The sequence below is a fragment of the Bacteroides sp. ET489 genome (assembly GCF_030518095.1).
Taxonomy (GTDB): Bacteria; Bacteroidota; Bacteroidia; order Bacteroidales; family Bacteroidaceae; genus Bacteroides; species Bacteroides ndongoniae.
On sequence record NZ_JAULLJ010000003.1, the window covers coordinates 35,757 to 61,477 of the forward strand.

Annotated in this window: 21 protein-coding genes; 5 read left to right on the forward strand and 16 right to left on the reverse strand. The window is 53.4% G+C overall.

Going from position 1 to position 25,721, the window contains the following annotated elements; translation table 11 throughout:
* Nucleotides 1-702: 702 nt before the first annotated feature.
* The 4 genes from metF (at nt 703) to Q3C19_RS02440 (ending at nt 5,066) form a co-directional block, all read left to right on the forward strand.
* Nucleotides 703-1,656, forward strand: coding sequence for a methylenetetrahydrofolate reductase [NAD(P)H] (gene metF, locus Q3C19_RS02425; RefSeq protein WP_071148521.1), 954 nt, complete (start codon nt 703-705; stop codon nt 1,654-1,656).
* Between the two features lie 98 nt (nt 1,657-1,754).
* Nucleotides 1,755-2,888, forward strand: coding sequence for a DNA polymerase III subunit delta' (holB, locus tag Q3C19_RS02430; protein ID WP_302726993.1), 1,134 nt, complete (start codon nt 1,755-1,757; stop codon nt 2,886-2,888).
* Between the two features lie 56 nt (nt 2,889-2,944).
* Complete coding sequence (ricT, locus tag Q3C19_RS02435; protein ID WP_302726995.1) at nt 2,945-4,561, forward strand: regulatory iron-sulfur-containing complex subunit RicT; 1,617 nt, start codon at nt 2,945-2,947, stop codon at nt 4,559-4,561.
* Nucleotides 4,539-5,066 carry a gliding motility lipoprotein GldH gene (locus Q3C19_RS02440; protein ID WP_302726997.1) on the forward strand — a complete coding sequence of 176 codons (528 nt, stop codon included), beginning with the start codon at nt 4,539-4,541 and terminating at the stop codon, nt 5,064-5,066. Before ricT ends, Q3C19_RS02440 begins: the two co-directional genes overlap by 23 nt.
* Here Q3C19_RS02440 and rodA read toward each other — a convergent pair.
* The 10 genes from rodA to Q3C19_RS02490 form a co-directional block, all read right to left on the reverse strand.
* A complete protein-coding gene (gene rodA / locus Q3C19_RS02445) occupies nt 5,020-6,480 on the reverse strand; it encodes a rod shape-determining protein RodA (RefSeq protein ID WP_277121484.1) in 1,461 nt (486 codons plus the stop codon). The genes Q3C19_RS02440 and rodA overlap by 47 nt on opposite strands.
* Nucleotides 6,481-6,616: 136 nt before the next feature.
* Entirely contained in the window at nt 6,617-8,482 is a 1,866-nt protein-coding gene (gene mrdA, locus Q3C19_RS02450) for a penicillin-binding protein 2 (RefSeq protein WP_022163508.1), read from the reverse strand.
* A gap of 55 nt (nt 8,483-8,537) precedes the next feature.
* Nucleotides 8,538-9,041, reverse strand: a complete 504-nt coding sequence (gene mreD / locus Q3C19_RS02455; RefSeq protein ID WP_022163507.1) for a rod shape-determining protein MreD — start codon at nt 9,039-9,041, stop codon at nt 8,538-8,540.
* A gap of 7 nt (nt 9,042-9,048) precedes the next feature.
* Nucleotides 9,049-9,891, reverse strand: coding sequence for a rod shape-determining protein MreC (gene mreC, locus Q3C19_RS02460; RefSeq protein ID WP_022163506.1), 843 nt, complete (start codon nt 9,889-9,891; stop codon nt 9,049-9,051).
* An 88-nt stretch (nt 9,892-9,979) separates the two neighbouring features.
* The gene (locus Q3C19_RS02465) at nt 9,980-11,002 is read right to left on the reverse strand and encodes a rod shape-determining protein (protein ID WP_022163505.1); all 1,023 of its coding nucleotides are present in this window, start codon (nt 11,000-11,002) and stop codon (nt 9,980-9,982) included.
* Between the two features lie 140 nt (nt 11,003-11,142).
* Nucleotides 11,143-12,669 (reverse strand): bifunctional phosphoribosylaminoimidazolecarboxamide formyltransferase/IMP cyclohydrolase, encoded by a 1,527-nt coding sequence (purH, locus tag Q3C19_RS02470; RefSeq protein ID WP_302727001.1) that lies wholly within the window; start codon nt 12,667-12,669, stop codon nt 11,143-11,145.
* Between the two features lie 831 nt (nt 12,670-13,500).
* Nucleotides 13,501-15,537, reverse strand: coding sequence for a M13 family metallopeptidase (locus Q3C19_RS02475; RefSeq protein WP_302727003.1), 2,037 nt, complete (start codon nt 15,535-15,537; stop codon nt 13,501-13,503).
* A 48-nt stretch (nt 15,538-15,585) separates the two neighbouring features.
* The gene (gene abc-f / locus Q3C19_RS02480; RefSeq protein WP_302727005.1) at nt 15,586-17,580 is read right to left on the reverse strand and encodes a ribosomal protection-like ABC-F family protein; all 1,995 of its coding nucleotides are present in this window, start codon (nt 17,578-17,580) and stop codon (nt 15,586-15,588) included.
* Between the two features lie 136 nt (nt 17,581-17,716).
* Entirely contained in the window at nt 17,717-18,292 is a 576-nt protein-coding gene (locus Q3C19_RS02485) for a flavodoxin family protein (protein ID WP_022162983.1), read from the reverse strand.
* A gap of 612 nt (nt 18,293-18,904) precedes the next feature.
* Nucleotides 18,905-19,435, reverse strand: coding sequence for a hypothetical protein (locus Q3C19_RS02490; RefSeq protein WP_159434429.1), 531 nt, complete (start codon nt 19,433-19,435; stop codon nt 18,905-18,907).
* A 145-nt stretch (nt 19,436-19,580) separates the two neighbouring features.
* Here Q3C19_RS02490 and Q3C19_RS02495 point away from each other — a divergent pair, with 145 nt between their 5' ends.
* The gene (locus Q3C19_RS02495; protein WP_277121479.1) at nt 19,581-19,853 is read left to right on the forward strand and encodes a hypothetical protein; all 273 of its coding nucleotides are present in this window, start codon (nt 19,581-19,583) and stop codon (nt 19,851-19,853) included.
* Between the two features lie 34 nt (nt 19,854-19,887).
* On the opposite strand, the gene Q3C19_RS02500 is transcribed toward Q3C19_RS02495, so the two are convergent.
* The 6 genes from Q3C19_RS02500 to Q3C19_RS02525 form a co-directional block, all read right to left on the reverse strand.
* Nucleotides 19,888-21,492, reverse strand: a complete 1,605-nt coding sequence (locus Q3C19_RS02500) for a hypothetical protein (protein WP_302727009.1) — start codon at nt 21,490-21,492, stop codon at nt 19,888-19,890.
* A gap of 7 nt (nt 21,493-21,499) precedes the next feature.
* Nucleotides 21,500-22,534, reverse strand: a complete 1,035-nt coding sequence (locus tag Q3C19_RS02505; protein ID WP_083380868.1) for an HlyD family secretion protein — start codon at nt 22,532-22,534, stop codon at nt 21,500-21,502.
* 44 nt (nt 22,535-22,578) lie between these two features.
* On the reverse strand, nt 22,579-23,901 hold the full coding sequence (locus Q3C19_RS02510) for a TolC family protein (protein WP_302727012.1): 1,323 nt from the start codon (nt 23,899-23,901) through the stop codon (nt 22,579-22,581).
* Nucleotides 23,902-24,067: 166 nt separating this feature from the next.
* Nucleotides 24,068-24,208: a hypothetical protein gene (locus tag Q3C19_RS02515; protein WP_162841927.1), complete on the reverse strand. Its 141-nt coding sequence runs from the start codon at nt 24,206-24,208 to the stop codon at nt 24,068-24,070.
* Nucleotides 24,209-24,271: 63 nt separating this feature from the next.
* Nucleotides 24,272-24,562 carry a DUF721 domain-containing protein gene (locus Q3C19_RS02520; protein WP_022162989.1) on the reverse strand — a complete coding sequence of 97 codons (291 nt, stop codon included), beginning with the start codon at nt 24,560-24,562 and terminating at the stop codon, nt 24,272-24,274.
* Entirely contained in the window at nt 24,559-25,671 is a 1,113-nt protein-coding gene (locus Q3C19_RS02525; protein WP_302727015.1) for a DNA replication/repair protein RecF, read from the reverse strand. The genes Q3C19_RS02520 and Q3C19_RS02525 overlap by 4 nt, the downstream gene beginning before the upstream one ends.
* Between the last annotated feature and the right edge of the window lie 50 nt (nt 25,672-25,721).

The following is a 25,721-nucleotide window of genomic DNA, read 5'->3' on the forward strand; positions in this document are numbered from 1 at the left end:
ATAATGAACAACCGATTCTTTCTTCAAAGATTATATCACCGTCACATGACAGATATTTATACTTACAAAAAGAGCTTATTCATTATGTTTCAAACTCACTTAAAAAGGTTGAAAAATCCGTAATTTTCCACACAAGCAAAATGCTGCTAAAAAACGCTCTCCGCATACATAAAACGCCTATTTTCACTACCACTAAACCATTTGACAGAGAAACCTAGACCTTGCAAAGATAGACTAATTTCCAAAAAATTAGCAATTCGAAACTCTTTTTTTTCGTCCCTGAAAGGGAACCATGGCGCATTGAAAAATCCAAAATCCGAACTAAACAGCCAAAACGCGACACTATCCGGACTTATTTTGAACTAAACAGAAAAACCGGCTCGGCAAAATTTTACAATATTATTTCTACCGCAGCAGTATTTTACCTCTTTTTCCACCCCAGCCGAACCGCTTTTCAGCAGCACTTGCATGGCATTTGTGGGACACTTGCACGGCTCGCGAGAGACACTTGTACGGCTCGCGAGCAACACTTGCACGGCTCACGAGCAACACTTGTGTGGCTCAAACGCCCTGCAAACATGCCTGCCGGAAGCCTCGAAAGCAAGAAGTAGGGAAGTCGTATGGTTTTCTCGTTTCTTTTTCGTATTTTTGTTCCCAATGTACAAGTCTGTTACCAGACAAAAGGAAATAGAAGAAAAGAAGATGAAAGTAATCGACCTGATAAACAGCACGCAGAAGACCGCCTTCTCGTTCGAGATACTGCCGCCATTGAAAGGCACGGGCATCGAGAAACTGTACGAGACCATCGACTTGCTGCGTGAATTCGACCCCAAATACATAAACATCACCACCCACCGCAGCGAATACGTCTACAAAGAACTGGGCAACGGACTGTTTCAACGCAACCGCTTGCGCCGCCGCCCGGGCACCGTGGCCGTAGCTGCCGCCATACAGAACAAGTACAACATCACCGTTGTGCCCCACATCCTGTGCAGCGGATTCACGCAGGAAGACACGGAGTATCAACTGCTCGACCTGCAATTCCTCGGCATCACCGACCTGCTGGTGCTGCGCGGCGACAAGGCTAAGCACGAGTCTGTCTTCGTGCCCGAACCGGGCGGACACGCCCACGCCGTCGAACTGCAACAGCAGATCAACAACTTCAACAAAGGTATCTTCGTCGACGGGTCGGAGATGAAAATCACCCGTACGCCTTTCTCGTACGGCGTAGCCTGCTACCCCGAGAAGCACGAAGAAGCCCCCAATCTGGAGACCGACCTGTACTGGCTGAAAAAGAAGATGGAGACCGGCGCCGAATATGCCGTCACACAACTCTTCTACGACAATCGCAAGTACTTCAGTTTCGTAGAGCGCGCCCGCCAGGAGGGAATCACCATTCCCATCATCCCCGGCATCAAGCCCTTCAAGAAGCTGTCGCAGCTCAGCATGATACCCAAGACCTTCAAGGTAGACCTGCCCGAAGAGCTGACCCACGAACTGCTGAAATGCACCAACGACGACGAGGCACGCCACGTGGGCATCGAGTGGTGCGTCAAGCAATGCCGCGAGCTCATCGACCACGGAGTGCCCAGCCTGCACTTCTATTCGATAGGAGCAGCCGACAGCATCCGAGAAGTAGCCAGACAGATTTATTAATAAAGGAAGAACGAAGAATGAGGAATGAAGGATTTGGAATCCACCCATAAAAGGAGCTGAAATGACATGCCTCATTCACTAAAAAGGATTTAAATAACGTGTTCAGTTTCAACGACATCATCGGACAAGAGCAGGTAAAACGACGCCTGATACAGGAAGTGCAGGAAGGACGTATCGCCCACGCACAGCTCTTCTGCGGCCCCGTGGGCAGCGGCAAACTGCCCCTCGCCCTGGCCTATGCACGCTACCTGTGCTGCCCCAACCGCACCGCCACCGATGCCTGCGGCACCTGCCCTTCGTGCGTGAAGTGGGAAAAACTGGTACACCCCGACGTCCACTTCATCTTCCCCATCGTCAACAAGGCCAAGAGCCCCAAAGTATCCGTCTGCAACGACTTTCTGCCCCAATGGAGGCAGCAGCTCATCGCCAATCCCTACTTCTACCTCAGCCACTGGCTGGACGACATGGATGCCGAAAATAAGCAGGCGCAGATTTTCACACAGGAGAGCGAGGAAATCATCCGCAAGCTTAGCCTGAAGTCGAGCGAGGGAGGCTATAAGGTGACCATCGTCTGGATGGCCGAAAAGATGAACGAAGCCTGTGCCAACAAGCTGCTCAAGCTGTTCGAGGAGCCACCCGCACGCACCGTCTTCCTGCTCATCACCGAAACGCCGGACATGATACTGCCCACCATACAAAGCCGCACGCAGCGCATCAATATCCCCCGCATCAGCGAGGCCAACATTGCCGCTGCCCTGCAAAGCAAGTACGGCGTGCAACCCGTCGACAGCGAAAAGATAGCCCACCTGGCCGGTGGCGATTTCATCAAGGCACTCGAAGCCATCCAACTGAACGAAGAAAACGAACTTTTTTTCAACTGGTTCGTCAGCCTGATGCGGCTGTCCTACCAGCGCAAGATACGTGAGATGAAGCAATGGAGCGAGCAACTCGCCTCCATCGGCCGCGAACGCCAGAAAAGTTTTCTGGACTACTGCCAGCGCATGATACGCGAGAACTTCATCTACAACTTCCACCGTCCGGACATGAACTACATGACCCTGCAGGAAGAGAACTTTTCGACACGCTTCGCCCCCTTCGTCAACGAGCGCAACGTCATGGGCATCGTTCACGAACTGACCGAAGCGCAGATACACATCGAACAGAACGTCAACCCGCGCATGGTCTTTTTCGACTTCGCACTGAAGATGATCGTTCTGCTGAAAACGGGATAAGCAACACCCCGCACACTTGAGAACCTGAAAACTAACATTATATTCAACCAAACGATATGAATGAATTCAAACTACATAACGGAAGCGGAAACCTCTGCTGCAAAAGCTGTGGCAGACAAGACAAGCAGCTGAACACCTACGACTGGCTGGCCGACATTCCCGGCAATGCCGAAGAAAGCGAGTACGTGGAAGTGCAGTTCAAGAACACCCGCAAAGGGTACTACCGCAACAGCAACAAAATCCCCCTCGAAAAGGGCGACATCGTAGCCGTAGAGGCCACTCCCGGTCACGACATCGGCGTCGTAACCCTGACCGGACGCCTCGTGCCCCTGCAGATGCGCAAAGCCAACCTCAAGTCCGAGGCCGACATCAAGCGCATCTACCGCAAGGCAAAGCCCGTGGACATGGAGAAGTACAACGAAGCCAAGAGCCGCGAGCACAGCACCATGATCCGTGCCCGCCAGATAGCCCTCGACCTGAAGCTGGAGATGAAGATAGGCGACGTCGAATACCAGGGCGACGGCAACAAAGCCATCTTCTACTACATAGCCGACGAACGTGTTGACTTCCGCCAGCTCATCAAAGTCCTGGCCGAAGTATTCCGCGTACGCATCGAGATGAAGCAAATCGGAGCCCGACAGGAAGCCGGACGCATAGGCGGCATCGGTCCCTGCGGCCGCGAGCTGTGTTGCGCCACCTGGATGACAACCTTTGTCTCCGTATCGACCAGCGCCGCACGCTACCAGGACATCTCCCTCAACCCGCAGAAGCTGGCCGGACAGTGTGCCAAGCTGAAGTGCTGTCTGAACTACGAAGTGGACTGCTACGTGGAAGCCCAGAAGCGCCTGCCCTCGAAGGAAATCCAACTCGAAACCAAGGACGGTCTCTTCTACTATTTCAAGGCCGACATTCTGAGCAATCAGATTACCTACTCCACCGACAAGAGCATCCCAGCCAACCTGGTAACCATCAGCAGCCGCCGTGCCTTCGAAGTGATTGGCATGAACAAGCGTGGCATCAAACCAGACAGTCTGCACGAAGAAGCCAACCGAAACGACAGCAAGAAGTCAACCGACCTGCTCGAACAGGAAAGCCTGACCCGCTTCGACCGCAACCGCAAAGCCAAAGGCAACAACAACGCCGAAGCCAAAGAAGCCAGCGAGAACAACGGCGGCGGAAACTCGCGCAAGAAGAAGAAAAAAGGCAATGCCAACCGTCAGCCGGACAACGCACAGCAGGCTGCCGCACCAGCCAAGCAGCAACCCGCACGCGCACAAAACGCCGAGCAGACCGAAGCCGTAGCCGCCAAACAACCGGCCAAGCAGCCTAACAACGGTGAAGCCGGCGAAAACAATAAGCGTCAATCGGGTGAAAACAAGCGCAAAAACGGACGCAACAACCGCCCTAAACAACAGCAGGAAGCCGCTTCGCAGCCGCAGCAGGGCAATGCCCCTCAAGGCGAAAAAGCCCCCAAAGCTGAAAAGCAACCCGCTGGCAGCGAACGTCCACAACAGCAGTCCCGAAAGAACCAGCCGAAGGAGAAGAACCAGCAAGGCGAAAGAAAACAACAAGGCGACAAGCCCCGCCAGGAAGCAAAACCCCAGCAGGAGCCCAAGCCACGGCAGGAAGCCAAACCAACTCAAAGCAACAATGAACAGCCGTCGCAAAACTAATCCGACGGCATTCTGCCGGAATCTGTTACAACTGCTTGCCGTATGTGCCCTATGCGCATGCGACAAGCAGGCTGTATACCATAACTTCCACTCCTTGCCCAGCGAAGGCTGGAGCAAGCAGGACACGGTTGTGTTCGACGTCACTGTGCCCGACTCGCAAACGCACTACAGGCTCGACATCGAAATCAGAAACACCAACCGTTACCCGTATCAGGACATCGGATTAGGACTGTGTTACTGCGGTCCGGGCATCAGCCAGACGACAACCGACAGCCTGCACTACATTCTGGCCGACCGACAAGGGCACTGGAAAGGCGAAGGCTGGGGCGGACTGTATCAGACACGCTTTCCGGCAGGTACCATCCGCATCGACAGTGCTGGCACCTATCGCCTCAAACTGATCCATACCCTGCCCAACGAAACACTGCCAGGCATCAACGACATCGGCATCCGCCTTGTCAGACAAGCCGGCGGTTCCTACCCGCATCAATCCGCAGAAAAATAAACAGCAGAATCGTAAAACCCCACAACGACGAGCCACCATAGCTGAAGAACGGCAAAGGAATGCCGATTACAGGCGTCAGTCCCAGCACCATACCGATATTGATAAAGAGGTGAAACAGAAATATACTCAACACCGAATAGCCATACACTCGCCCGAAGGGGGATTGCTGACGCTCGGCCAGCGCAATAAGACGCAATATCAGCGTCAAGAACAGTAGTAGTACAAAAACAGAGCCAACGAAGCCCTCTTCCTCACCTACTGTACAGAAGATGAAGTCGGTATCCTGCTCGGGCACGTATTTCAACTTCGTCTGTGTGCCGTTCAGGAATCCCTTACCCGTCAGACCACCCGAACCGATGGCAATCTTCGACTGATTGACGTTGTATCCTGCACCGGCCAAGTCTTCCTCCATGCCCAGTACCACCTTGATACGCACCTGTTGGTGGGGTTCCAACACCTTGTTGAAGAAATAATCGCTGGAATACAGAAAGCCGATGGAGCCCATCGCAAACAACCCTATCAGCAGATAAGACCAGCGACGCTCACTCAGAAAAAGATAAAACAGATAGCCCACGGCAAGCGCACAAAGCCCCCACTGCGCCCATACCAGGTTGAAAGGAACGATATACTCCGACACGATGAATGCCAGCAGCACTCCTCCTACCGAGCCAATGAGCATATTGCGTACCGGCACCCAACGTTTCTCGTACACCCACACCATCCCCGCAGCAAACAGCAACACCATCTGCAACACAGCAAACTCGCCGATCGGTGTCGGCGTGTCGGCTATGCATTCTTCGGCAAAGCGGATGCCCACTACAAAATAAAGGACAGCACAGATACCCGAAAACAGCACTACTCCAGGCATTCCCTCGCGATAGAGCATCAGGAAAAAAGCCAGGTAAACCAGTGCCGAACCCGTCTCGCGCTGCAGAATAATAAGCATCATTGGAAAAAGTATCAGGAAAGCCACCATCAACACTTTCTTCCAGTTCCGGAGTGTAAACGAATAGGCACTCATGTACTTGGCAAGTGCCAGAGCCGTAGCAAACTTGGCAAACTCCGCCGGCTGCAGGCTGACAGGCCCCAATATGAGCCATGAACGCGACCCTTTCGTATCGGGCGCAATGAAAATGGTGACGATAAGCAGCAGCATCAGGCCTATATATATAAGGTAAGCAAACATGTCGTACAGCGTATCGTCCAGCATCAGCAGCACAAACCCAAGTCCAAACGAACAGATAATCCAGACGAACTGCTTGCCTGCACGGGTCGAGAAATCCAGAAAATCGCGGTCGCCGTAATCGTAGCTTGCCCCGCACACGCTGAACCAACCGCATACAATCAGCAGCAGATAGACGATAATCGTCGTCCAGTCAAGCGACTTCCAGATGCTGTCCCTCCTTGTTGCCAAATTCTCTATCATAGTCAAATCTTGAATTTCTAAGTTCGTTTAAGTTTTTAAGTTGCACTTATACCTTTCTTCAGTACTGATCACATCCTCCCCCCCTCTCCTTGGGAGAGGGGCTGGGGGTGAGGCTTAACTTCTCCTACCGTTCTTCGTCGCCGTAGTAGATGACTCGATTGCTGAAATCTTCTGCCAGTTTCTCGTTCTCGGGCGACAGTTTGCCATGCAGATACTGGTCCATCATCATTGCACCAATCGGCACACCAAACGTAGCCCCAAAGCCACCGTTCTCCACATACACAGCTATGGCTATCTTCGGATTGTCCATCGGTGCAAAACCCATAAAGACGGAGTGGTCTTTTCCGCGGTTCTGCGCCGTTCCCGTCTTTCCGCAAGCTTCTACACCCGGCAAAATGGTTCCAACCATACGACAGGTAGCACTACCCGTACTGCCCGTAACGGCTGCCCGCATACCTTCTACAATATCTTCGTAATACTTGCGGTCGATACTCGTATAGCGGCGGGTGCGATACAAACTGTCCAGTTCGTTGTCCTGTATTTCCTTCACCACATGAGGCGTTATGAAGTAACCACGGTTGGCAATCGTAGCTCCCAGATTGGCAATCTGCAAAGGTGTAGCCAGAATTTCACCCTGCCCGATGGCGATACTGATAATGGTAAGTCCATTCCACGAGCCGCGGTAAACTTTGTCGTACGTACTGGCGTTGGGGATGAAACCACGTATCTCGCCCGGCAAGTCTGTGCCAAGTTTGTAACCGAATCCTTGCGAAACCATGTAGTCCTTCCAGACGGTCAAAGCCTTTTGGGGTGAACCATACTTGCGGTCGCCTATCATGCGAAACAAGCCCCAGCAGAAGTACGAGTTACACGAAGTAGCAATGGCCGGCACCAGTGAAAGCGGCGAAGCGTGTCCGTGGCAACCTACATGCAAACTACCGTAGCTGAAACCGTGAGAACAGGGATACAACGTTGTTTCTTCGTGTATGATGCCTTCCTGAAGGAAAGTGAGTCCCTGTGTCGTCTTGAATGTCGATCCGGGCGGATAGGCTCCCATAATGGCACGGTTCAGCAAAGGCTTCCGCTTGTCGAGCTGAAGAAGGCGATGATTCTTTCCGCGCTGACGGCCAATCAGTATATGTGGATCGAACGAGGGCGACGATACCATACAGAGAATCTCGCCCGTAGAGGGTTCGATGGCTACGATGGCACCAATCTTATGTTGCAACAGCCGTTCGCCCAGCATCTGCAAGTCGATATCGATACCCAGCGTAAGGTTCTTGCCAGGAATGGAAGGGCGGTCGAGCTGACCGTCCATGTAATGCCCCTGAATGCGGCCGTGGGCGTCGCGAAGCAACACTTCCACGCCTTTTTCGCCACGCAGGTAGGTCTCGTAAGAACGCTCTATTCCCTGCTTACCAATGTAGTCGCCGCGAATGTAATAATCGTCCTTCTCAATGTCGCGTTTGGATACTTCACCGATGTCGCCCAGCACGTGTCCGGCAGAGTTGTAGGTGTATTGCCGGATGGTACGACGCTGTATGTAGAAACCGGGGAACTTGAACAATTTCTCCTGAAACACACCACATTCCTCGGACGAAAGCTGTGTCATAAAAGTCTGATGGGTGTATTTCGAATATCCGGGATTCATCCACCGGTTTTTCACATCCTTCATGCGCTTGTCGAACTGTTCGCGCGTGATGTTCAGGGCACGGCAGAAATCGGCCGTATCGAGTTGTGTCACTTCGCGGGGTACGAAGGTAATGTCGTAAGCAGGTTGGTTGAATACAAGCAACTTACCGTTACGGTCGTAGATGGCTCCGCGCGAAGGATACTGTATTTTATTCAGGAAAGCGTTGCTGTCGGCATTCTTCTTGTAATCATCTGTCATGATTTGCAGGTCGAAGAGGCGCAGGATATAAATGAATACAATAATCACTGCCGCCAAGCCGATTACAAACTTCCGTTTCTCTAACTGATAGTCCTTCATTGAACGAATGGGTAAATAGATAATTGAGTAAATGTACGATCAGGCCGACGGACTGCTACCGCTTTTTCCGTATACCTTCGACCGCCATGACACACGCCACTGTAAGCACACTGCTCGACAGGATGCGCAGCAACAGCGTGCCCAAATGGGCAAACGAAAAGAATTCGATGGAGAGCAGCACGGCATGATGGACCAGCACACTGAACGAAAGATACTTCAGAAAAGGCGAAATACCCATGGTGCGGACAGCCGGTACAAAACTTTCGACCGTATCGCGCGGTGTGAACAGACGCAACAGTACCGGACGCAAAAAGGCCAGAAAAACCGTTGCCGCAGCATTCATACCCGGCGTGTCGGAAAAGACATCGATGGCAAGGCCCAAAAAGAAAGCCCACAGCATCAGCGCGTTGCGCGAAGTCTCCGACTCGAACTTCAGTATCAGATAGACGTACAGAAAGGGAGTGGCATATCCGACGATATGCATATTGTTCAATATCAGCACCTGCAACAACAGCAAGCCGACGAACCATCCTATTTTATGCAGATAATTGTGTACCAATGGTGTATTAATTCGTTTCTTCTACCTCCAAATTGTTTTGTTCTTCCTGACCGTTACGGGCTATGACGCGTACGTCGCTCACCTTACCGAAGTCTGTAGCCAATTTTATCTTCAACAGGTACGAAAGCCCATCGTGCGAGTCGGACATATCGTCCACCGTACCCACCATGACACCGGCCGGAAACACAGCCGAATAGCCGCTTGTCACCACCGTATCACCCAGGTTGAACTCGGCATGGCGGGGCAAGTCTTTCAGATAGGCAAAGCGTGAGTCACCGCCTTCCCACTTCAGGTAGCCGAAGTATTCGCTGCCCACAATCTTGCAACTGATGCTCGACTTGCTGTTGAGCAACGGAATGACGAGCGAATAGTGAGGCGAGGTTTTGTAGACAATGCCGACTACTCCGTTTGCATCGACCACTCCCATGTCGGGCCGTATACCTGCCGATGCACCCTGATCAAGAGTGATGTAGTTGTCGGCACGGTTCAGCGTATTCTTGATAACGTTTGCCTTGAAGATGCGGTAATCGCCTGCCTCCATGTGGTCCAGACTGTAGAGGCGCGCCGAGTCGGCTCCCTTGTCGCGCAGCATCTTTTCGAGCTGTGCCACACGCTGTTCAAGCAGCAGGTTGCGGTCGAGCAAGTCTTCGTTCACCGACTTGAGGTGGAAGTAAGAGCTGATGCCTCCGGATATCTCGTAGACGCGTCCCGCCACTTCGTTAGCCGAGGTAAAGAACACACTCTGCTGGTAGTGGTTGAAGCGGAACAATAAAACAAAACTGGCTACCTCCAACAGCAGAAAGAGGAACCAGTAATTGTATTTAAGAAGGAAGTTCAGTAGATTCCGCACGAGTTCTATACTAATTAACAATGGATAATGGATAGTTGATAACCGACAGATGTGTTATCAAATATCCATTCACTAATTCATTTACAAATCACCGCATCAGGAACGAGAAGCGGTCAACGTTCTTCAACGCCACGCCCGTTCCCTTGGCTACGGCATGCAAGGGGTCTTCGGCAATGTGGAAGGGGATGTTGATCTTGTCCGTCAGACGCTTGTCGAGTCCGCGAAGCAAGGCACCACCACCGGCCAAGTAAATACCGTTGTGCACAATGTCGGCGTAAAGTTCGGGAGGAGTATTCTCAAGCGCGCTCAGAATGGCTGTCTCGATCTTCGAGATAGACTTCTCCAGACAGTGTGCCACTTCCTGATAGCAGACAGGCACCTCCATAGGCAGGGCTGTGATGCGGTTCGGTCCGTGTACAATGTAGTCCTCGGGAGCGTCTTCACCCAGTTCGGTAAGGGCGGCGCCTACGTGTATCTTGATACGTTCGGCCATACGTTCGCTGACCTTGACGTTGTGCTGACGGCTCATGTACTCCTGAATATCGGCTGTCAGGTCGTCGCCGGCAATGCGGATGGAGTTGTTCGATACGATACCGCCGAGCGAAATGACAGCAATCTCGGTAGAGCCACCGCCTATATCAACAATCATGTTTCCTTCGGGAGCTTCCACGTCGATACCGATACCGATGGCTGCTGCCATGGGTTCGAATATGAGGTAGACGTCACGTCCGCCGGCGTGTTCGGCCGAGTCGCGTACGGCACGGAGCTCGACTTCGGTACTGCCCGAAGGAACACCGATCACCATGCGGAGCGAAGGCGAGAACAGACGGTTACGGTTGTTCACCATCTTGATAAGTCCGCGAATCATCTGCTCGCAGGCATAGAAGTCGGCTATCACGCCGTCGCGCAGCGGACGGATGGTGCGTATGTTCTCGTGGGTCTTCTCGTGCATCAGCTTTGCCTTCTCGCCCACGGCTATCATCTTGTCTGTACGACGGTCCAAGGCCACCACCGAAGGTTCGTCCACCACAATCTTACCACCAGCGGTAATGATGGTATTGGCTGTGCCGAGGTCCATCGCTATTTCTTGTGTAAAAGAGAAAAATCCCATCTTATAAATGAAGAATTATAAATGAAGAATGAAGAATCTATTTAAACGAAGAATGAAGAATGGAGAATGAAGAATTCAGGTAGGCAACTACGCGCCGCATGGAAATTCTTCATTCTTCACTCTTCGTTCTTCATTATCGATTAGTGCTTGAAGTGACGGAATCCGGTAGTCACCATAGCGATTCCGTGTTCGTTGCAGTAGTCAAAGCTCAGCTGGTCCTTGATGCTTCCGCCCGGCTGGATAACGGCTGTAACACCTTCGTTGCCGGCTATCTCGACGCAGTCGGGGAAGGGGAAGAAAGCATCGCTGGCCATCACGGCACCGTGCAGGTCGAAGCCAAAACTCTTGGCCTTCTCGATGGCCTGCTTCAGAGCATCTACGCGGCTGGTCTGTCCTACACCGCTTGCCAACAGCTGTTTGCCCTTAGCCAACACGATAGCGTTGGACTTGCTGTTCTTCACAATCTTGTTGGCAAACAGCATGTCTTCGATTTCCTGAGCGGTAGGAGCCTTTTCGGTCACCACTTTCAGGTCGGCAGGAGTTTCAATCTTCAGGTCGCGATCCTGTACCAGCACACCGTTCAGCAGCGAGCGGAACTGCTTCTTAGGCAATTCGGCAGGCTTGCGTACCAGGATGATGCGGTTCTTCTTCTGACCCAGTATTTCGAGGGCATCCACGTCATAATCGGGAGCGATGATGACTTCGAAGAAGATTTTGTTGATTTCCTCGGCTGTCTCCTTGTCGACAACGGCATTGGTGATGAGCACTCCACCGAAAGCCGATACAGGGTCACCAGCCAGGGCATCTTTCCAAGCTTCGAGCAAAGTCGGACGTGTAGCCAGACCGCAGGCGTTGTTGTGCTTCAGGATAGCGAAAGTGATGTCGTTGCCAAACTCATCAATCAGGTCAACGGCAGCATTGATGTCGAGCAGGTTGTTGTAGGAGATTTCCTTACCATGTATCTGGTCGAACATTGCATCCAGATTGCCGTAGAAGTAGCCTTTCTGATGCGGATTTTCGCCGTAGCGCAGAGTCTTCTGATTATCGGCCGAGCAGCGGAAAGCACTGCCTTCTTCGCCGTCGAAGTAATTGAAGATAGCCGAGTCATAGTGCGAAGAAACGGCGAAAGCTTCTTTCGCAAACCAGCGGCGTTCTTCGAGCGAAGTAGTAGCACCGTGCTCCATCAGCATGTCGCGGAAGGGCTGGTACTGTGCCTGCGAAGCGATGATAACCACATCGTTGTAGTTTTTAGCAGCCGCACGGATCAGCGAGATGCCGCCTATGTCGATCTTCTCGATAATGGCCGGCTCGTCGGCACCGCTGGCTACAGTAGCTTCAAATGGATACAGGTCGACGATGACGAGGTCTATTTCGGGAATTTCATATTTTTCGATTTGTTGCATGTCTTGCTCCAGTCCACGACGGCACAAGATACCTCCGAATACTTTCGGATGCAATGTCTTCACACGGCCGCCCAAGATAGAGGGATATGTGGTAAGGTCTTCCACTGCCTTGCAGGGATAACCCAGAGATTCGATAAACTGACGAGTTCCGCCTGTCGAAAGGAACTCTACACCTTCTTCATGCAGTTTGGTGATAATCTCATCCAAACCTTCCTTATGGTATACAGATACCAAAGCTGTTTTGATTCTTTTTGTTTCGGACATGATTCAGTTATTTAAATTACGCGCAAATTAAATCTATAATGCCGCAAAGTTACAAATTTTGTTCGTAAGGAGACGCATACACAGGCAATTAATCGCAAAAATTATACTTTTTAATGACAAGCCCCCGTACGTCCGCCTGTTTCTGCCAGACGTATACGAATACCTCCGTCCGCACAGTCCAGAGGGCAGATTCGCTACCGGGAATGGCGTCACGCACCGTACTTGACAATGTGACACTTTGCTCCGCCAACGCCGCGAGAATCGCGAAATTCCGTCCGACAGCCCGCCGTCCCAGAATTTCGGAAGTAAAAATCCGCATATAGCTGCCTCTTAGCACGATAGCGAAATCCTTACATCTGAAAGAGAAAAACGCCTCCCCTCCGGCTCCCCCAAAAGCCTTGTTTCCACCGCCAAAAAGCCATCCCGACGAGCACAACAAGCGTTGCTGACGAGCCGCACAAGCATGGTTCGCGAGCCACACAAGCGTTGCTCCCGTTCCGAACAAGCACGGAGCGCGCGCCGGACAAGCATTTTGGGGACAAAAAGCGTATAAAACCCGCATACCCAACGCATATTCATGCAGATTCAGCACCTATTCCGCCCACTTTTCACATTTTCAGCCTACTTTCGGAAAACAGGTCTGTCAATTCAAAAAAACATTTCCCGACAATTTGAAAGCAGAACGCATTATCTGGCAAGCACATTGTCAAAATCTCTTTCATCCCTTCCCTGCACTCACTGACGGGCACAAAAAAGGGAGAATTCTCCGCCGCAGACAGTCTGCGAAGAAGAATCCTCCCCTCTCATATATAGGGTTATATCACCGTCCTGTTACCAGATGGAGACGCGCTCGGCCTGCGGCACGAACATCGGGTCTTTCTCGGTCACACCAAAGGCATCGTACCAGGCACCGATGTGCGGCAGTGCGCCGTTCACACGCCATTCGCCCAGCGAGTGTACGTCAATCTTGGTCAGTTGCAGCACATATTCCGGACGGATGTTGTTGGCCCATACACCGGCATAAGCCAGGAAGAATCGCTGTTCGGGTGTGAAGCCGTCTTTTACTGCCAGCGGAGCAGCGGCAGTAGCGTTCTTGAAGGCCTGGAAAGCTACCTGCAAACCACCGTGGTCGGCAATGTTCTCGCCCAGTGTCATGCGGCCGTTGGCGTGTACGCCCGGAGCCACTTCGATGCTGTCGAAGAAGGCTACCATCACGTTGGCACGTTCCTCGAACTTCTTGGCATCTTCTTCGGTCCACCAGTCTTTCAGGTTACCGTCCTTGTCGTACTGACGACCCTGATCGTCGAATCCGTGTGTCATCTCATGTCCGATAACCACACCGATGGCACCGTAGTTGAAGGCGTCATCCTCATTCATATCGAAGAAAGGCGGCTGCAGGATGGCGGCGGGGAAACAGATTTCGTTCGTCGTCGGGTTGTAGTAAGCGTTCACGGTCTGCGGCGTCATCAGCCATTCGTCCTTGTCGACGGGCTTGCCTGCCTTGGCCACCATCTCGGCGTGTCCCCACAGGTTGGCACGTTCGATGTTTGCCCAGTACGAGTCGTTCTTGATTTCGAGCGAGCTGTAGTCTTTCCATTTGTCGGGGTAACCTATCTTCACGTGGAAGGTAGCCAGTTTCTCCAGAGCTTTCACCTTGGTCGAATCGCCCATCCACGAAAGGTTCTGGATGCGTTGTCCCAGTGCTTCCTGCAGGTTCTTCACGAGGGTCACCATACGCTCTTTGGCAGCGGCGGGGAAGTACTTCTCGACATACATCTGTCCGACAGCCTCGCCCAGTGTAGAGCTTACTACGCCGACAGCTGTCTTCCAACGGGGTTGCATCTCTTGGGTACCCGACATCGTACGACTGTAGAAGTCGAAGTTCTGCTCCTTCATCGCATCGTTCAGGTAAGAAGCAGCGGCATCAATCAGTTTCCACTGCAAGTACAGGCTTTGGTCAGCCAGGGGCAGTGTGTCCAGAATCTTCACCGAAGCCTCCAGCGAAGCGGGCTGACCGATGATGATTTCCTTCACATCGTTCAGGTCAAGTCCTTTCAGATAAGCATCCCAGTCGAAGGTGGGGTATTGCTTCTTGATGTCTTCCATCGACATCTTGTTGTAGTTGGCATGAGGATCGCGCAGGTCGACACGCGAACGGAAAGCCTGTGCCAGACGGGTTTCTACGTCCATCACTACCTTCACGGCACGGTCAGCGTCGGCATCGGAATATCCGGCCAGGCCGAACATCTTCTTCACATGTACTTTGAAAGCCTCACGAATTTTAGTAGTAGCCTCATCGTTCAGCAGATAGTAGTCACGGTCGCCCATGCTCAGTCCGTACTGGGCTATCTGTACAGCGTTCATGTTGCTGTTCATTTCGTCGGCTGCCACGTAGAGGGCCAGATAGGCTGCGATGCCTTTCTTATAGAGCTGTGCCAGCAGCGGATAAAGCTGTTCCTTGCTCTGCAGCGCACCGATTTCCTTCAGTTCGGCCTGAATGGGGGCAACACCGTCCTGATTCAGCTTCACGCTGTCCATGGCAATCTTGTACAGGTCGCCTACCTTCTGTGCCACGCTGCCGGCTTCGTGTTGCGAAGCAGCCAGTTCTTCGATAAGGCCCTGAATCTGCTTGCGGTTGTTCTCGGCCAGCACAGTGAACGAACCATACTGCGAATATTCGTCGGTCAGCGGATTGTTTTTCATCCAGCCACCGCAGGCATACTGATAGAAGTCGGTACCCGGCAGAGCCGTGGTATCCAGATTGGCAAGCTGAATGCCGGCTGTCTGTTCGGCCGTCTGCTTGCCCGTGTTGCACGATGCTGCCAGCAGGCAGATCGCTGCAACGGGAAGAAAATGTTTCATGTTCATTGTTATACTGTTTTATAAAGTTGTTTTCCGTTCTTCACCCGGCGGCCATCAGGCTCCCTTTTGGGCTTCCTCCAGCTCCGTCGATGCTGTCTCCCACTCGTCCATTACGTGGTCGAGCTGTTCCTTCAGCTTGCGGTGCTGCTCGTAGAGCGACATGTCCGAGGCTCCTTCGGGAGTAGCCATTTTCTCCTCAAGAATGGCGATGGCGCTTTCGGTCTGTTCGATTTCGGCTTCGCAGTCGGCCACGCGGCGCTCCAGCTTCTTCAGACGTTTGTTGAGTTCCTTCTGTTCCTGCCAGAGCCTCACCCCCTGCCCCTCTCCCAAGGAGAGGGGAGTGGTAGCGGTATTCTTCTTATTATTGGAGGCAAAGAGGGAGTCCAGCCTCCCTCCCCTCTCCTTGGGAGAGGGGTCGGGGGTGAGGCCTGAGGAGCTCTCAAGACTCTTACTCCGTATAAAGTCGTAAATGCCTCCTAAGTGCTCCTTCACCAATCCACCGCCGAACTCATAAACTTTAGTCGCAAGTCCGTCCAGAAAATCACGGTCGTGGCTGACAATAATTACTGTTCCGTCGAAGTCGCGGATGGCTTCCTTCAGTACGTCCTTCGAGCGCATGTCCAGGTGATTGGTGGGCTCGTCGAGGATGAGGAAGTTCACCGGCTCCAAGAGCAGCTTGATCATGGCCAGACGGGTGCGTTCGCCTCCGGAGAGCACCTTTACCTTCTTGTCCGAGGCTTCGCCGCCGAACATGAAAGCGCCCAATATGTCGCGTATCTTCAGACGAATGTCGCCAACGGCCACACGGTCGATGGTGTCGAACACCGTCAGGTTCTCGTCCAGCAGCTGTGCCTGGTTCTGGGCAAAGTAGCCTATCTGTACGTTGTGTCCCAGGGTAAGGCGGCCGGTATAGTCGGTTATCTCGCCCATGATGCACTTCACGAGGGTGGATTTTCCTTCACCGTTCTTGCCCACAAAGGCCACCTTTTCGCCACGGTTGATGGTCAGGTTGACGTCGTGAAAGACAACGTGGTCGCCGTAGGCTTTCGCTACGTCCTCGCAGATGACAGGATAGTTGCCGCTGCGGCTGGAGCAGGTAAACTTCAGGCGCAGGGTGGAGTTGTCTTCCTCGTCCACCTCGATGCGTTCTATCTTCTCCAGTTGCTTGATGCGGCTCTGCACCTGTACGGCCTTGGTGGCCTTGTAGCGGAAGCGTTCGATAAAGGCTTCGGTGTCCTCAATCTGCTTCTGCTGGTTTTCGTAGGCGCGCAGCTGCTGTTCGCGGCGCTCGCGGCGCAGGGTGACGAACTCGTCGTACTTCACCTTATAGTCGTAGATGTGCCCGCAGCTGATTTCAATGGTGCGGGTGGTGACGTTGTTCAGGAAGGCGCGGTCGTGGCTGACGAGCACCACGGCGTTGGCACGGGTGGCCAGGAAGTTTTCGAGCCACTGGATGGACTCGATGTCGAGGTGGTTGGTGGGCTCGTCGAGCAGGAGCACGTCGGGGCGGCGAAGCAGGAGCTTGGCCAGCTCGATGCGCATGCGCCATCCGCCGGAGAACTCGCTCGTGGGGCGGTCGAAGTCGGTACGGCTGAATCCCAAGCCCTGGAGCGTGCGCTCTATCTCGGCATGATAATTGGTGCCTCCCATCATGAGGAAACGTTCATTCTCGTGGGTGAAGCGGTCGATGAGTTTCTGGTAGTCCTCGCTTTCGTAGTCGGTGCGTTCGGCCAGCTCGCGGTTCATGCGGTCGATGTCGGCCTGCATCTCAAAGATGTGTTCGAAAGCCAGCTCGGCTTCCTGCATCACGGTTCGCGAGTCGCTCAGCACCATGACCTGCGGCAGATAGCCGATGGTACAGTCGCGGGGAACGGCTACCACGCCTTCCGTGGGCTGCTGCAGTCCGGCCAGTATCTTGAGCATGGTGGACTTGCCGGCTCCGTTCTTACCGACCAGCGCAATGCGGTCTTTCTTATTGATGACGTAGGACACGTCCTCGAACAGCGGCGTGGCGTTGAATTCTACTTTCAGTCCTTCTACAGATATCATAAAGTCAATAATCTTAAGTTGATACGTTTTTCGGCCTGCAAGCCGGAGCCTCGCAAGGGGGCACGGACCTGTAAACGGCAAAAACCTACAAAACCGGACAGTTACATCGCGGTTTGCAAGGGCACAAAGGTAGTGATTATTTGCACAACTTCCGCATCACTTTCCTGCAACGATTCAAATCTTTTTCGCCGACGGGCTTCTGCCGCACCCCTCCCCGCTCGATGCGGCGGTAGATGTGGAAGCCGCTCCACTTCAGAATGGCTTTCAGGGCGCGTATGGTGCCGCTGGTCTGGTGGAACAGGATGTTGAAGGGGAAAGCGGTGGTACTGGTGGATACCAGTACGGCGTCCTTGCCGGCGTGCAGCGGGCGTGGAAGTCCGGTGCCGCTTTGCTCTATCAGGCCATAAACCATGCGGTCGAACAGTACTTTCAGGGTGCCGGGCATGTTGCCCCAATAGCAGGGGGCACCGATGACGAGCACCTGACATTCGCCCAGCAGGCGCACCACGCATTGGGCGTCATCTTCGGGCAAGGTGCAACGCTGGGCAGTACGGCAGGTCATGCAACCCGTACAGGGACGCACCTTCAGGTCGGCGACACGCAGGTTCACCACCCGGGCTCCGCACGCCAGGGCTTCTTCCTCCATGGCCTGCAACATGCGCGCGATGCCTCCGTTGGGACGGGGGCTGGCATTCAGGATAAGTATGTTCATAGTGCTTCCGTTTTTAAGCCTTCGTTCCCACGAATAAATATCCGGAGAATATCCGCAAATATACATATTATTTCGGACAAACGGCCCGATGGGCGGAAGAAAAGGAGAAACGGGCCAACTATCATTCTGACACTTTGCACACCCAAGTCCGCGAGAATCGCGTATTTGCGGCCAGAAGGACGGGCAGCCGATTTTTTCAAAGCGCACACGCACTATTCGTCTATCAGCCAAACAGATAGCGAAATACTTACAACCAAAACAGACGAAAAAAGCGCCCGAATGCCCCGCCGAAAGCTTTGTTCCTCCCTATAACATACCTTCCGGCCGAGCCGCACAAGCATTGTTGCCGAGCCACACAAGCGTTGTTCGGCAACCGGACAAGCACAGAGCACGTTCCGCACAAGCGTTTCAGACGGCAAAAAGATGCAATTCCGGCATCCGCAGCGTATATTCATGCGGTTTTAGCGCCGTTTTATGCAGTTCCACCCTCTATTTCGAGGGATTCAGCGAAAGAGCGTGTTACAGAAAAAGGCGTTTCCGGCTCTTTTTGCAAGCAGAAACGCCTTAACTGAAACACAAAGACAAATGCAGTCTTCCGCCGCCCTGCGCCCGTCACTCGTCGGGCTGCGAGCGGAAACGAGCAAAATACTCCTTCAGCTGTCCGAAATACAAACTATCCGGCATCTCCCAATGGGTCTGAAGAACAACCTTATTGTCCTTATCCAACAGACAATAGTCCGAAGCCCCCATCTTATCTGTCGGAATATCCAACTGCTTGTGCAGAAGTTTACAAGTAAACTTAATCGGATTATACAGATCGATCATTTTAATTTTCCGCTTTTGGTTAATCAGGTAGATTGTTTCCGAAAACCCATTTCTTTTCAGATACTCTGCTACTTCTCCATAGCCTTGCGCGCAAATAGGAAACAAAGCGACATCCGAATTGCCTTTCAACACCTCCAACAGTTTCGGAAAACGTTCGACAGACGGACGACAGTAATCACAGAAAACGTAAATCAGTTTATAAGGCTTGTCGGAAGCAGTAATGACAGACTTCAAAGAATCGTTGTCGACTATCCGAACCTGCGAGTAAGAGACTCCGCCAAGCGCCATGAGAATCAATAAAAGAAAGACTTTCTTCATAGCGTGATACTTTTAATCTTTACATTGTAAAGGTACAATTCAAACATGCCCAGCGTTATTTGCAATAAACACTTTTAACTAATTTAACCCTCTTTACTTGCAGCTCTACGAAGAAACACCGTTCTTTGTAAAAAGCACAGCTGCCATGAAGATACTGAAACACATGTGTATATGGGGGTACTGTCTGATTTTGACTGCCTGCTATTCTTCCAGAAACTCGAATGCGACCAACCCTTACCTGACACATTACCTCTCTCCTGCTTCTGACTCAACAACCACCGGAAGCGGTAAGGCTTTGCCATCGCGGGTAGACGAGCACAATCAGGAACGGTTGCACGAAACTGTCGCCCCGGAGAAAAAAGCATCATGGGCTGATATTTTGCGGGATATTTTACAATATTATCAGGTAGGGCGTTAACATTCCATTTACTTCAGGTCCAAACACGTACCCGTCACTCGTCGGGCAACGAACGGAAACGGCGGTAGGTGTTCTTCACCTCGCGCGCCACATTCTTCCAACTGGGCATCTCCTTCAGTTGGCGCCGCACCGGCATGTCGTAGAGCAGGAACAACAGCAGCAACAGGATGCAGCCGTAGAGCACCCACCCGTATATCTGGCGGATGCTGACTTCCATCATTTGCGAGACGAACGTCTTCATATATTCACCCAGCGGGAAGGGCGAACTGCTGAACGACACGCGGTCGATGGCGCTGCCGTAGCGGGCCATGTTGTCCGTCATGTAGTAGGAAAGGGCACGTCCGTAAAGAGCCGAACCCAGCACGCCGCCCACCACCATGTGGAGCATGTTGAAAACGCTGAGCGCCTGGAAGAAGTGCTGGAAGGTCATAATCTCCTCCAGGCAAACCATAAACGTGGCACTCAGTATGGCGTAGCCGAAGCCGCGGCACATCGTCGGCAGATAGAGCTGCGACAGGTGTATCTCGCCCGAGAACAGGAAATAATAACCTGCCAGGTAGCACACCAGCGCCATGACACCCACGATAAGGAGCCGCAGGTAGTTGAAGCGGCGCACGTGCATCCACCAGTAGGCAAACAGACAGCCCGCCAGAATGCCAGCCAGCGCCAACCAGTCCAACTGAACGCTGACGGTCTCGGCATAGTGCATCACCCCTTCGTAGAAACTTTCCTCCAGCACACGCTCCGTAGCCAGAATCATTTCGACCACCGTAATCAGTGCCAGAATGGGCAACAGATAGCGGTAGGTCCACATCTTGGGCTCTAAGAAAGGATGGCGGATGGCCAGCATGCGCTTGACGCTGACGTAAGCCGTCAGCACGATGGTGCACGTCAGCGTACAGATGACGGGACTGTCCCACCAGTCGTACCAGTCGCCATAGTCGAACAGGTAGGCTACCTGCAGCAGCAGGGCCGCCCACAGCATCGCGCCTGTCCAGTCGATACCCACCAGCGGGAACTTTTTCATGAAACGGAAATGACGTACACAAGTCGAAAGTATCAGCAGGTCCACCAGCATCAACCCTGCCATGAACAGGTGCATGTACGTCCAATGATAGTGGTGCAGCAACCAGGTGGTCATCAGGTCGGACAGCTGCATGCTGCCCAGGATAATGATGTGCAGCAGGGGAAAGAAGACGGTGAAGTCGCGCTTGGGCGTCATCCACAGCTGTATGTTCGACATGGCTTCGAAAGTACCCTGAATCTTGCAGATGCCTTCGATGAAGCACACCGCCCACAGCAGGGGCAGGAAGGTGATGTAAGGCGCCACCAGGTTGCACACCAGCGCACCCAGCGCAGCGGCCGTGAGTAGCGTCTTGTTGGTAAAACGAAACTTCATGCGAAACAGCAACGGGAAGTAAATGGCCATGCCAGCCAGATTAGAGTAAAGGCACATCAGCAGGTCTTCGCGCATCAGCGACATGCCGCCCTCCATCTGGTTGAGTGCGCCTAAATAAAGCCCGCCGGAAAGCTGGAAGGTAACGGCGAAGAATACATAAATCCACGGCTGCATCTTGCGCGGTACAAACTCGCGGAACATGGGCATCGTGAACGGCCCGTTAAGAATCGGTGCTCCCATAGTCTGCTCAATATTTCACCTCACACTCCAGATTGAACCCGGCACGCAGTCGCTGCAAGTCTTCGGGACGATTGCCCTGCAGGCTGATGCGCACGGGGACACGCTGCTCTACCTTGACAAAGTTGCCCGTAGCGTTGTCCTGGGGAATGAGCGAAAAGGCGGCTCCCGTAGCATCAGAGATGGACTCTACCGTGCCTTTGTAAACAATGCCCGGCACGGCGTCGGCCGTAATCTCTACCTCGGCTCCCTCGTGGATGTTGGGCAGCTGTGTCTCGCGGTAGTTGGCCACTACCCACAGGTCGGTGCCATCGACGATGTCCACCAGCGTCTGTCCCGGCTGAACCAACTGGCCTTCGTGGATGTCCTTACGGCCGGTCACGCCGTCGCAGGTGGCCAGCACAACGGTATACGACAAGTTCAGGCGTGCCAGCTCTACAGCCGCTTCGGCCAGGCGGACACCCGCTTCGTTCTGATCCAGACGGTGGGTCTGCTCATCCTTTACCAGCGAAGTAGAGCGGCGGGCACGGAGCACCTGCTCGTAGCGTGCCTTGGCGGCATCGTAAGTGGTACGCACGTTGTCGTATTGCTGACGGGTGACAGCATCCTCGCCCAGCAGTTTCTCGTAACGGGTCAGTTCGCGGCGGGCATTCTCCATCTGCACGCGGGCCTCCTCGATGCCTGCATCGCTCACACTCAGGTTGTTCTGTGTGGTGGCAATGCCTGCCGTAGTGGCCTTGCTGCCTGCCAGCGCATTGGCAAGGTCGGCCTCGGCCTGTGCCAGACGCAGGCGGAACTCGGTATCTTCGATGATGACCAACGTGTCGCCCTTGTGCACGGGTTGGAACTCCTCGAAGCAGATGCGCTTGATGAAGCCCTGTACGCGGGTATTCACGGGGGTGATGTGCTGCTTCACCTGTGCGTTGTCGGTATATTCTACACGGCCCAGGTGCAGGAAGCGCGAGCAGACGTAAACCAGCCCTGCCACGAGGCAGCCGATGATGACGATGTTGTATATCAGTTTCTTTGCAGTTCTTGTAATCATGACTTTAAGTATTATGGTTTGTTGAATATATGAAATAAGAAAGGTTAGAGTGTATGCGTGATGTATCGCATCTTATAATAATTGTAGACAACGTTGATGCGCGCGTTCACCAGCGCCAGGTCGGCACTGAGCTTCATGTTGCCGGCATCGAGCATGTCGGTCAGCAAGGCCAGGTCGTTGTCGTAGCGGTTGCTGGTCACGCGGTAGTTCTCGTCGGCCAGCTGTACGCTCTTCTCCTGCGTGTGCAGGTCGGTGAAGGAGGTCAGGAAGTTCACGTAGCCAGCCTGTACGGCATTCTCCACCTGCTCGGCTGCCAGTTCGTGTTCTTCCTGCGCCTTGCGGGCGTTCAGACGTGCCTGCTTCAGCTTCTTGTTGTTCTTGAAGAGTGACGATATATTGTACTTCACGCCCACGCCTACGTACCAGTAGTTGAAGTTGTTGTCCAGCACGGGCACTTCGATGGTGATGGGGCCGTCCAGATGCTCGGCTGCTACCAGCGCCACTTTGGGCAGCAGCTCCGAACGCTCCAGCTTCACTTTCTGCTTGCCCATCTCGACCGAAAGGCCACTCTGTTGCAAGGCCAGGTTGCTTTGCAGGGCCATCTGCTGCCAGTCGCTTTCGGCCAGCGCGGGCACGTCGGACGAGAGCAGCGTAGTGTCGGGGATAATCTCGGTGCCGGCCGGCAGATGCAGGGTGGTCACCAGCTGATGGTTCATGATGCGGCGGGCGTCTTCCACCTGCGCCAACTGCAGCTTCAGCGTTTCGCGTTGCAGCTCGTAGCGGGTGATGTCGTTCTTCAGGGCAGTTCCCTGGTTGCGGCGTGCCTCCATGTTGCGGATAACCTGTTCGGCCAGTTCCAGATTCTTCTGCAAAACCTGACGCTGATTGCCCAGTTTATAGATGTTCAGGTAGTAGCCTATCAGCAGGAAGCGGATTTCCTGACGGTTCTTCTGCGCGTCCAGTCCTGCCATCTGCTGGCCCAGTTCGGCCAGGGCAATGCTGCTGTTCACCGCACCACCGGCGTAAATCACCTGTTGCGCCTCAAGAGCGAAGTTGTTGCCGAAGTGGGGCATCGGAATGTTGGTGCCGTTGCTGAAGTCGCGGTCCCACAAGCGACCGTCGCCCAGGTAGCTGACCGACAGACTGGCGGAGACATCGGGCAGGCGCTGTGCCTTGGCGGCCTGCAGCACTTGGTCGGCAGCCTCGCGGGCCGTGGAATAGGTTTGAATACTCTTGCTGTTTTCATCGGCCAGGCGGAACATCTCATTGACACTCAACAGGCGGCCCGACGAAGCGGATTGGGCGTAAAGGCCCGGACTGCACAGCACTGCCACACACAGCGCCATGAGTCCTTTTCTGTAACTCATAAACATGTAATAATTGAAGTTAAGGGTTACGGTTGTACGGACAAGGCACCGGTCCTCCTGCCGGCACGCGACGACACGACCTGTCGCCGGACAGTCCGCAAAACCTGAATAAGAAATTGAAATCGGATGGGAAATGCTTCCGCCCGTCGGACGGAAGAGACAGGTATTAAATCAGAGCAGCCACACCCCAGGCATGGAAGTCGTGTATCTTGTTCTGATAACGGATGGCGATGTGGTAAAAACGTATTTTCATTCTGACTTTCTTTTTCCTGCTGATTTGCGGGTGCAAAGGTACAAAATCAGACACATAAGTTGTAACCTTTATAGGCCCAACTTATAACATTGTTTAACAAAGCAGACACAGATCCGGTCAACGGAAAATGATATTGGTGATGACCTGTGCACCGACATGGCGGTTCAGGTTGCGCACCAGCAGGTCGCGCCCCATCATCAGCTCCTGCCGCAGGGCGGCCGAAGTAAGATGTACGTAGAGCACCTGATTCTTTATATAAAGATCGCGCGTGTACGAAGCAATGGTCGGACCCAGCACTTCGGGCCACGCGTTGATGAGCCGCCGTTCGTTGAGCGGCGACTCCAGGCACTCCTGACGCAGGTAGTGCTGTATCAGCTTGCCTATCTGTTCGGCATCGTTCCGTTTCATACTTCGTCCTCCTCCATTTCCGACACTTCGCCCCGCTCTACGCGGAACATCTTGTAGTCGCTGCCCACCTTATGCAGAATGCGGTCGAGGTGTTCGCGGTTGGTATCGGTGATGAATATCTGCCCGAAGCTGTCGCCCGCCACGAGCTTGATGATCTGTTCCACGCGCGAAGCGTCAAGCTTGTCGAAGATGTCGTCAAGCAACAGCAACGGCACGGTCGAGCCTGTCCGCTTCAGGAAGTCGAACTGCGCCAGCTTCAGTGCCACTAAGTAAGTTTTGTTCTGCCCCTGCGAGCCCTCGCGCTTGATGGGGAAGTCGCCCAGCAGCATGTTCAGTTCGTCCTTGTGCACCCCGCGCAACGAATAGCCCATGATGCGGTCGCGCTCGCGGCTGGTCTTCAGCACTTCGAGCAGCGAGGCGTCGCGTGCGTGCGAATCGTAGGTCAGCCCTACCCGCTCCTTGTCCTGCGAAATGAACGAATAGAAGTTCTGGAAAATGGGAATAAACTCGCGGATAAACTCTTCGCGCTTTCTGAATACCACTTCGCCCGTCTGTGCCATCATCTCCTCCCAAACCAGCAGCAGCTCGTCCTCGACGGGTGTTTCGTTTTTCAGCAGGACGTTGCGCTGAGCCAGTGCCTTGTTGTAGCGTATCAGAGCTTCGAGATACTCCTTGTCGTACTGCGAAATAACCACATCCATAAAGCGGCGACGCTCGTCGCTTCCCCCGGCAATCAGGTCCGAATCGGCAGGCGACACCATCACCAGCGGCAGGAAGCCGATGTGGTCGGACAGGCGGGTATATTCTTTCTTGTTGCGCTTGAACTGCTTCTTCTGACGGCGCTTCATGCCGCAGTATATCTCCTCCGGACTTCCATCGGCTGCTTCGTAGAACCCCTGAATGACGAAAAAGTCGGCATCGTGGCGGATGTTCTGCGAATCGATGGGGTTGCCCGCGCTCTTACAGAACGACAGGTAATAGACGGCATCCAGCAGGTTGGTCTTGCCCATGCCGTTCTGTCCGAAAAAACAGTTCAGCTTGGGCGAAAAAGACAGCTCTACCTGCTCCAGATTCTTATAGTTGAGTATCGATATGCGCTTAAGTATCATGTAAATCTATCGCTAAGTTGACGTACAAAGATAGGCCTTCTTACGGAAAA

What these genes read in the sequence shown, in the direction of transcription:
- metF (WP_071148521.1), top strand. Translation starts at nt 703, where the DNA reads ATGAAAGTAATCGACCTGATAAACAGCACGCAGAAGACCGCCTTCTCG.
- ricT (WP_302726995.1), top strand. Translation starts at nt 2,945, where the DNA reads ATGAATGAATTCAAACTACATAACGGAAGCGGAAACCTCTGCTGCAAA.
- Q3C19_RS02440 (WP_302726997.1), top strand. Translation starts at nt 4,539, where the DNA reads ATGAACAGCCGTCGCAAAACTAATCCGACGGCATTCTGCCGGAATCTG.
- mrdA (WP_022163508.1), bottom strand. Translation starts at nt 8,482, where the DNA reads ATGAAGGACTATCAGTTAGAGAAACGGAAGTTTGTAATCGGCTTGGCG.
- Q3C19_RS02465 (WP_022163505.1), bottom strand. Translation starts at nt 11,002, where the DNA reads ATGGGATTTTTCTCTTTTACACAAGAAATAGCGATGGACCTCGGCACA.
- purH (WP_302727001.1), bottom strand. Translation starts at nt 12,669, where the DNA reads ATGTCCGAAACAAAAAGAATCAAAACAGCTTTGGTATCTGTATACCAT.
- Q3C19_RS02475 (WP_302727003.1), bottom strand. Translation starts at nt 15,537, where the DNA reads ATGAACATGAAACATTTTCTTCCCGTTGCAGCGATCTGCCTGCTGGCA.
- abc-f (WP_302727005.1), bottom strand. Translation starts at nt 17,580, where the DNA reads ATGATATCTGTAGAAGGACTGAAAGTAGAATTCAACGCCACGCCGCTG.
- Q3C19_RS02485 (WP_022162983.1), bottom strand. Translation starts at nt 18,292, where the DNA reads ATGAACATACTTATCCTGAATGCCAGCCCCCGTCCCAACGGAGGCATC.
- Q3C19_RS02490 (WP_159434429.1), bottom strand. Translation starts at nt 19,435, where the DNA reads ATGAAGAAAGTCTTTCTTTTATTGATTCTCATGGCGCTTGGCGGAGTC.
- Q3C19_RS02495 (WP_277121479.1), top strand. Translation starts at nt 19,581, where the DNA reads ATGAAGATACTGAAACACATGTGTATATGGGGGTACTGTCTGATTTTG.
- Q3C19_RS02500 (WP_302727009.1), bottom strand. Translation starts at nt 21,492, where the DNA reads ATGGGAGCACCGATTCTTAACGGGCCGTTCACGATGCCCATGTTCCGC.
- Q3C19_RS02505 (WP_083380868.1), bottom strand. Translation starts at nt 22,534, where the DNA reads ATGATTACAAGAACTGCAAAGAAACTGATATACAACATCGTCATCATC.
- Q3C19_RS02510 (WP_302727012.1), bottom strand. Translation starts at nt 23,901, where the DNA reads ATGAGTTACAGAAAAGGACTCATGGCGCTGTGTGTGGCAGTGCTGTGC.
- Q3C19_RS02520 (WP_022162989.1), bottom strand. Translation starts at nt 24,562, where the DNA reads ATGAAACGGAACGATGCCGAACAGATAGGCAAGCTGATACAGCACTAC.
- Q3C19_RS02525 (WP_302727015.1), bottom strand. Translation starts at nt 25,671, where the DNA reads ATGATACTTAAGCGCATATCGATACTCAACTATAAGAATCTGGAGCAG.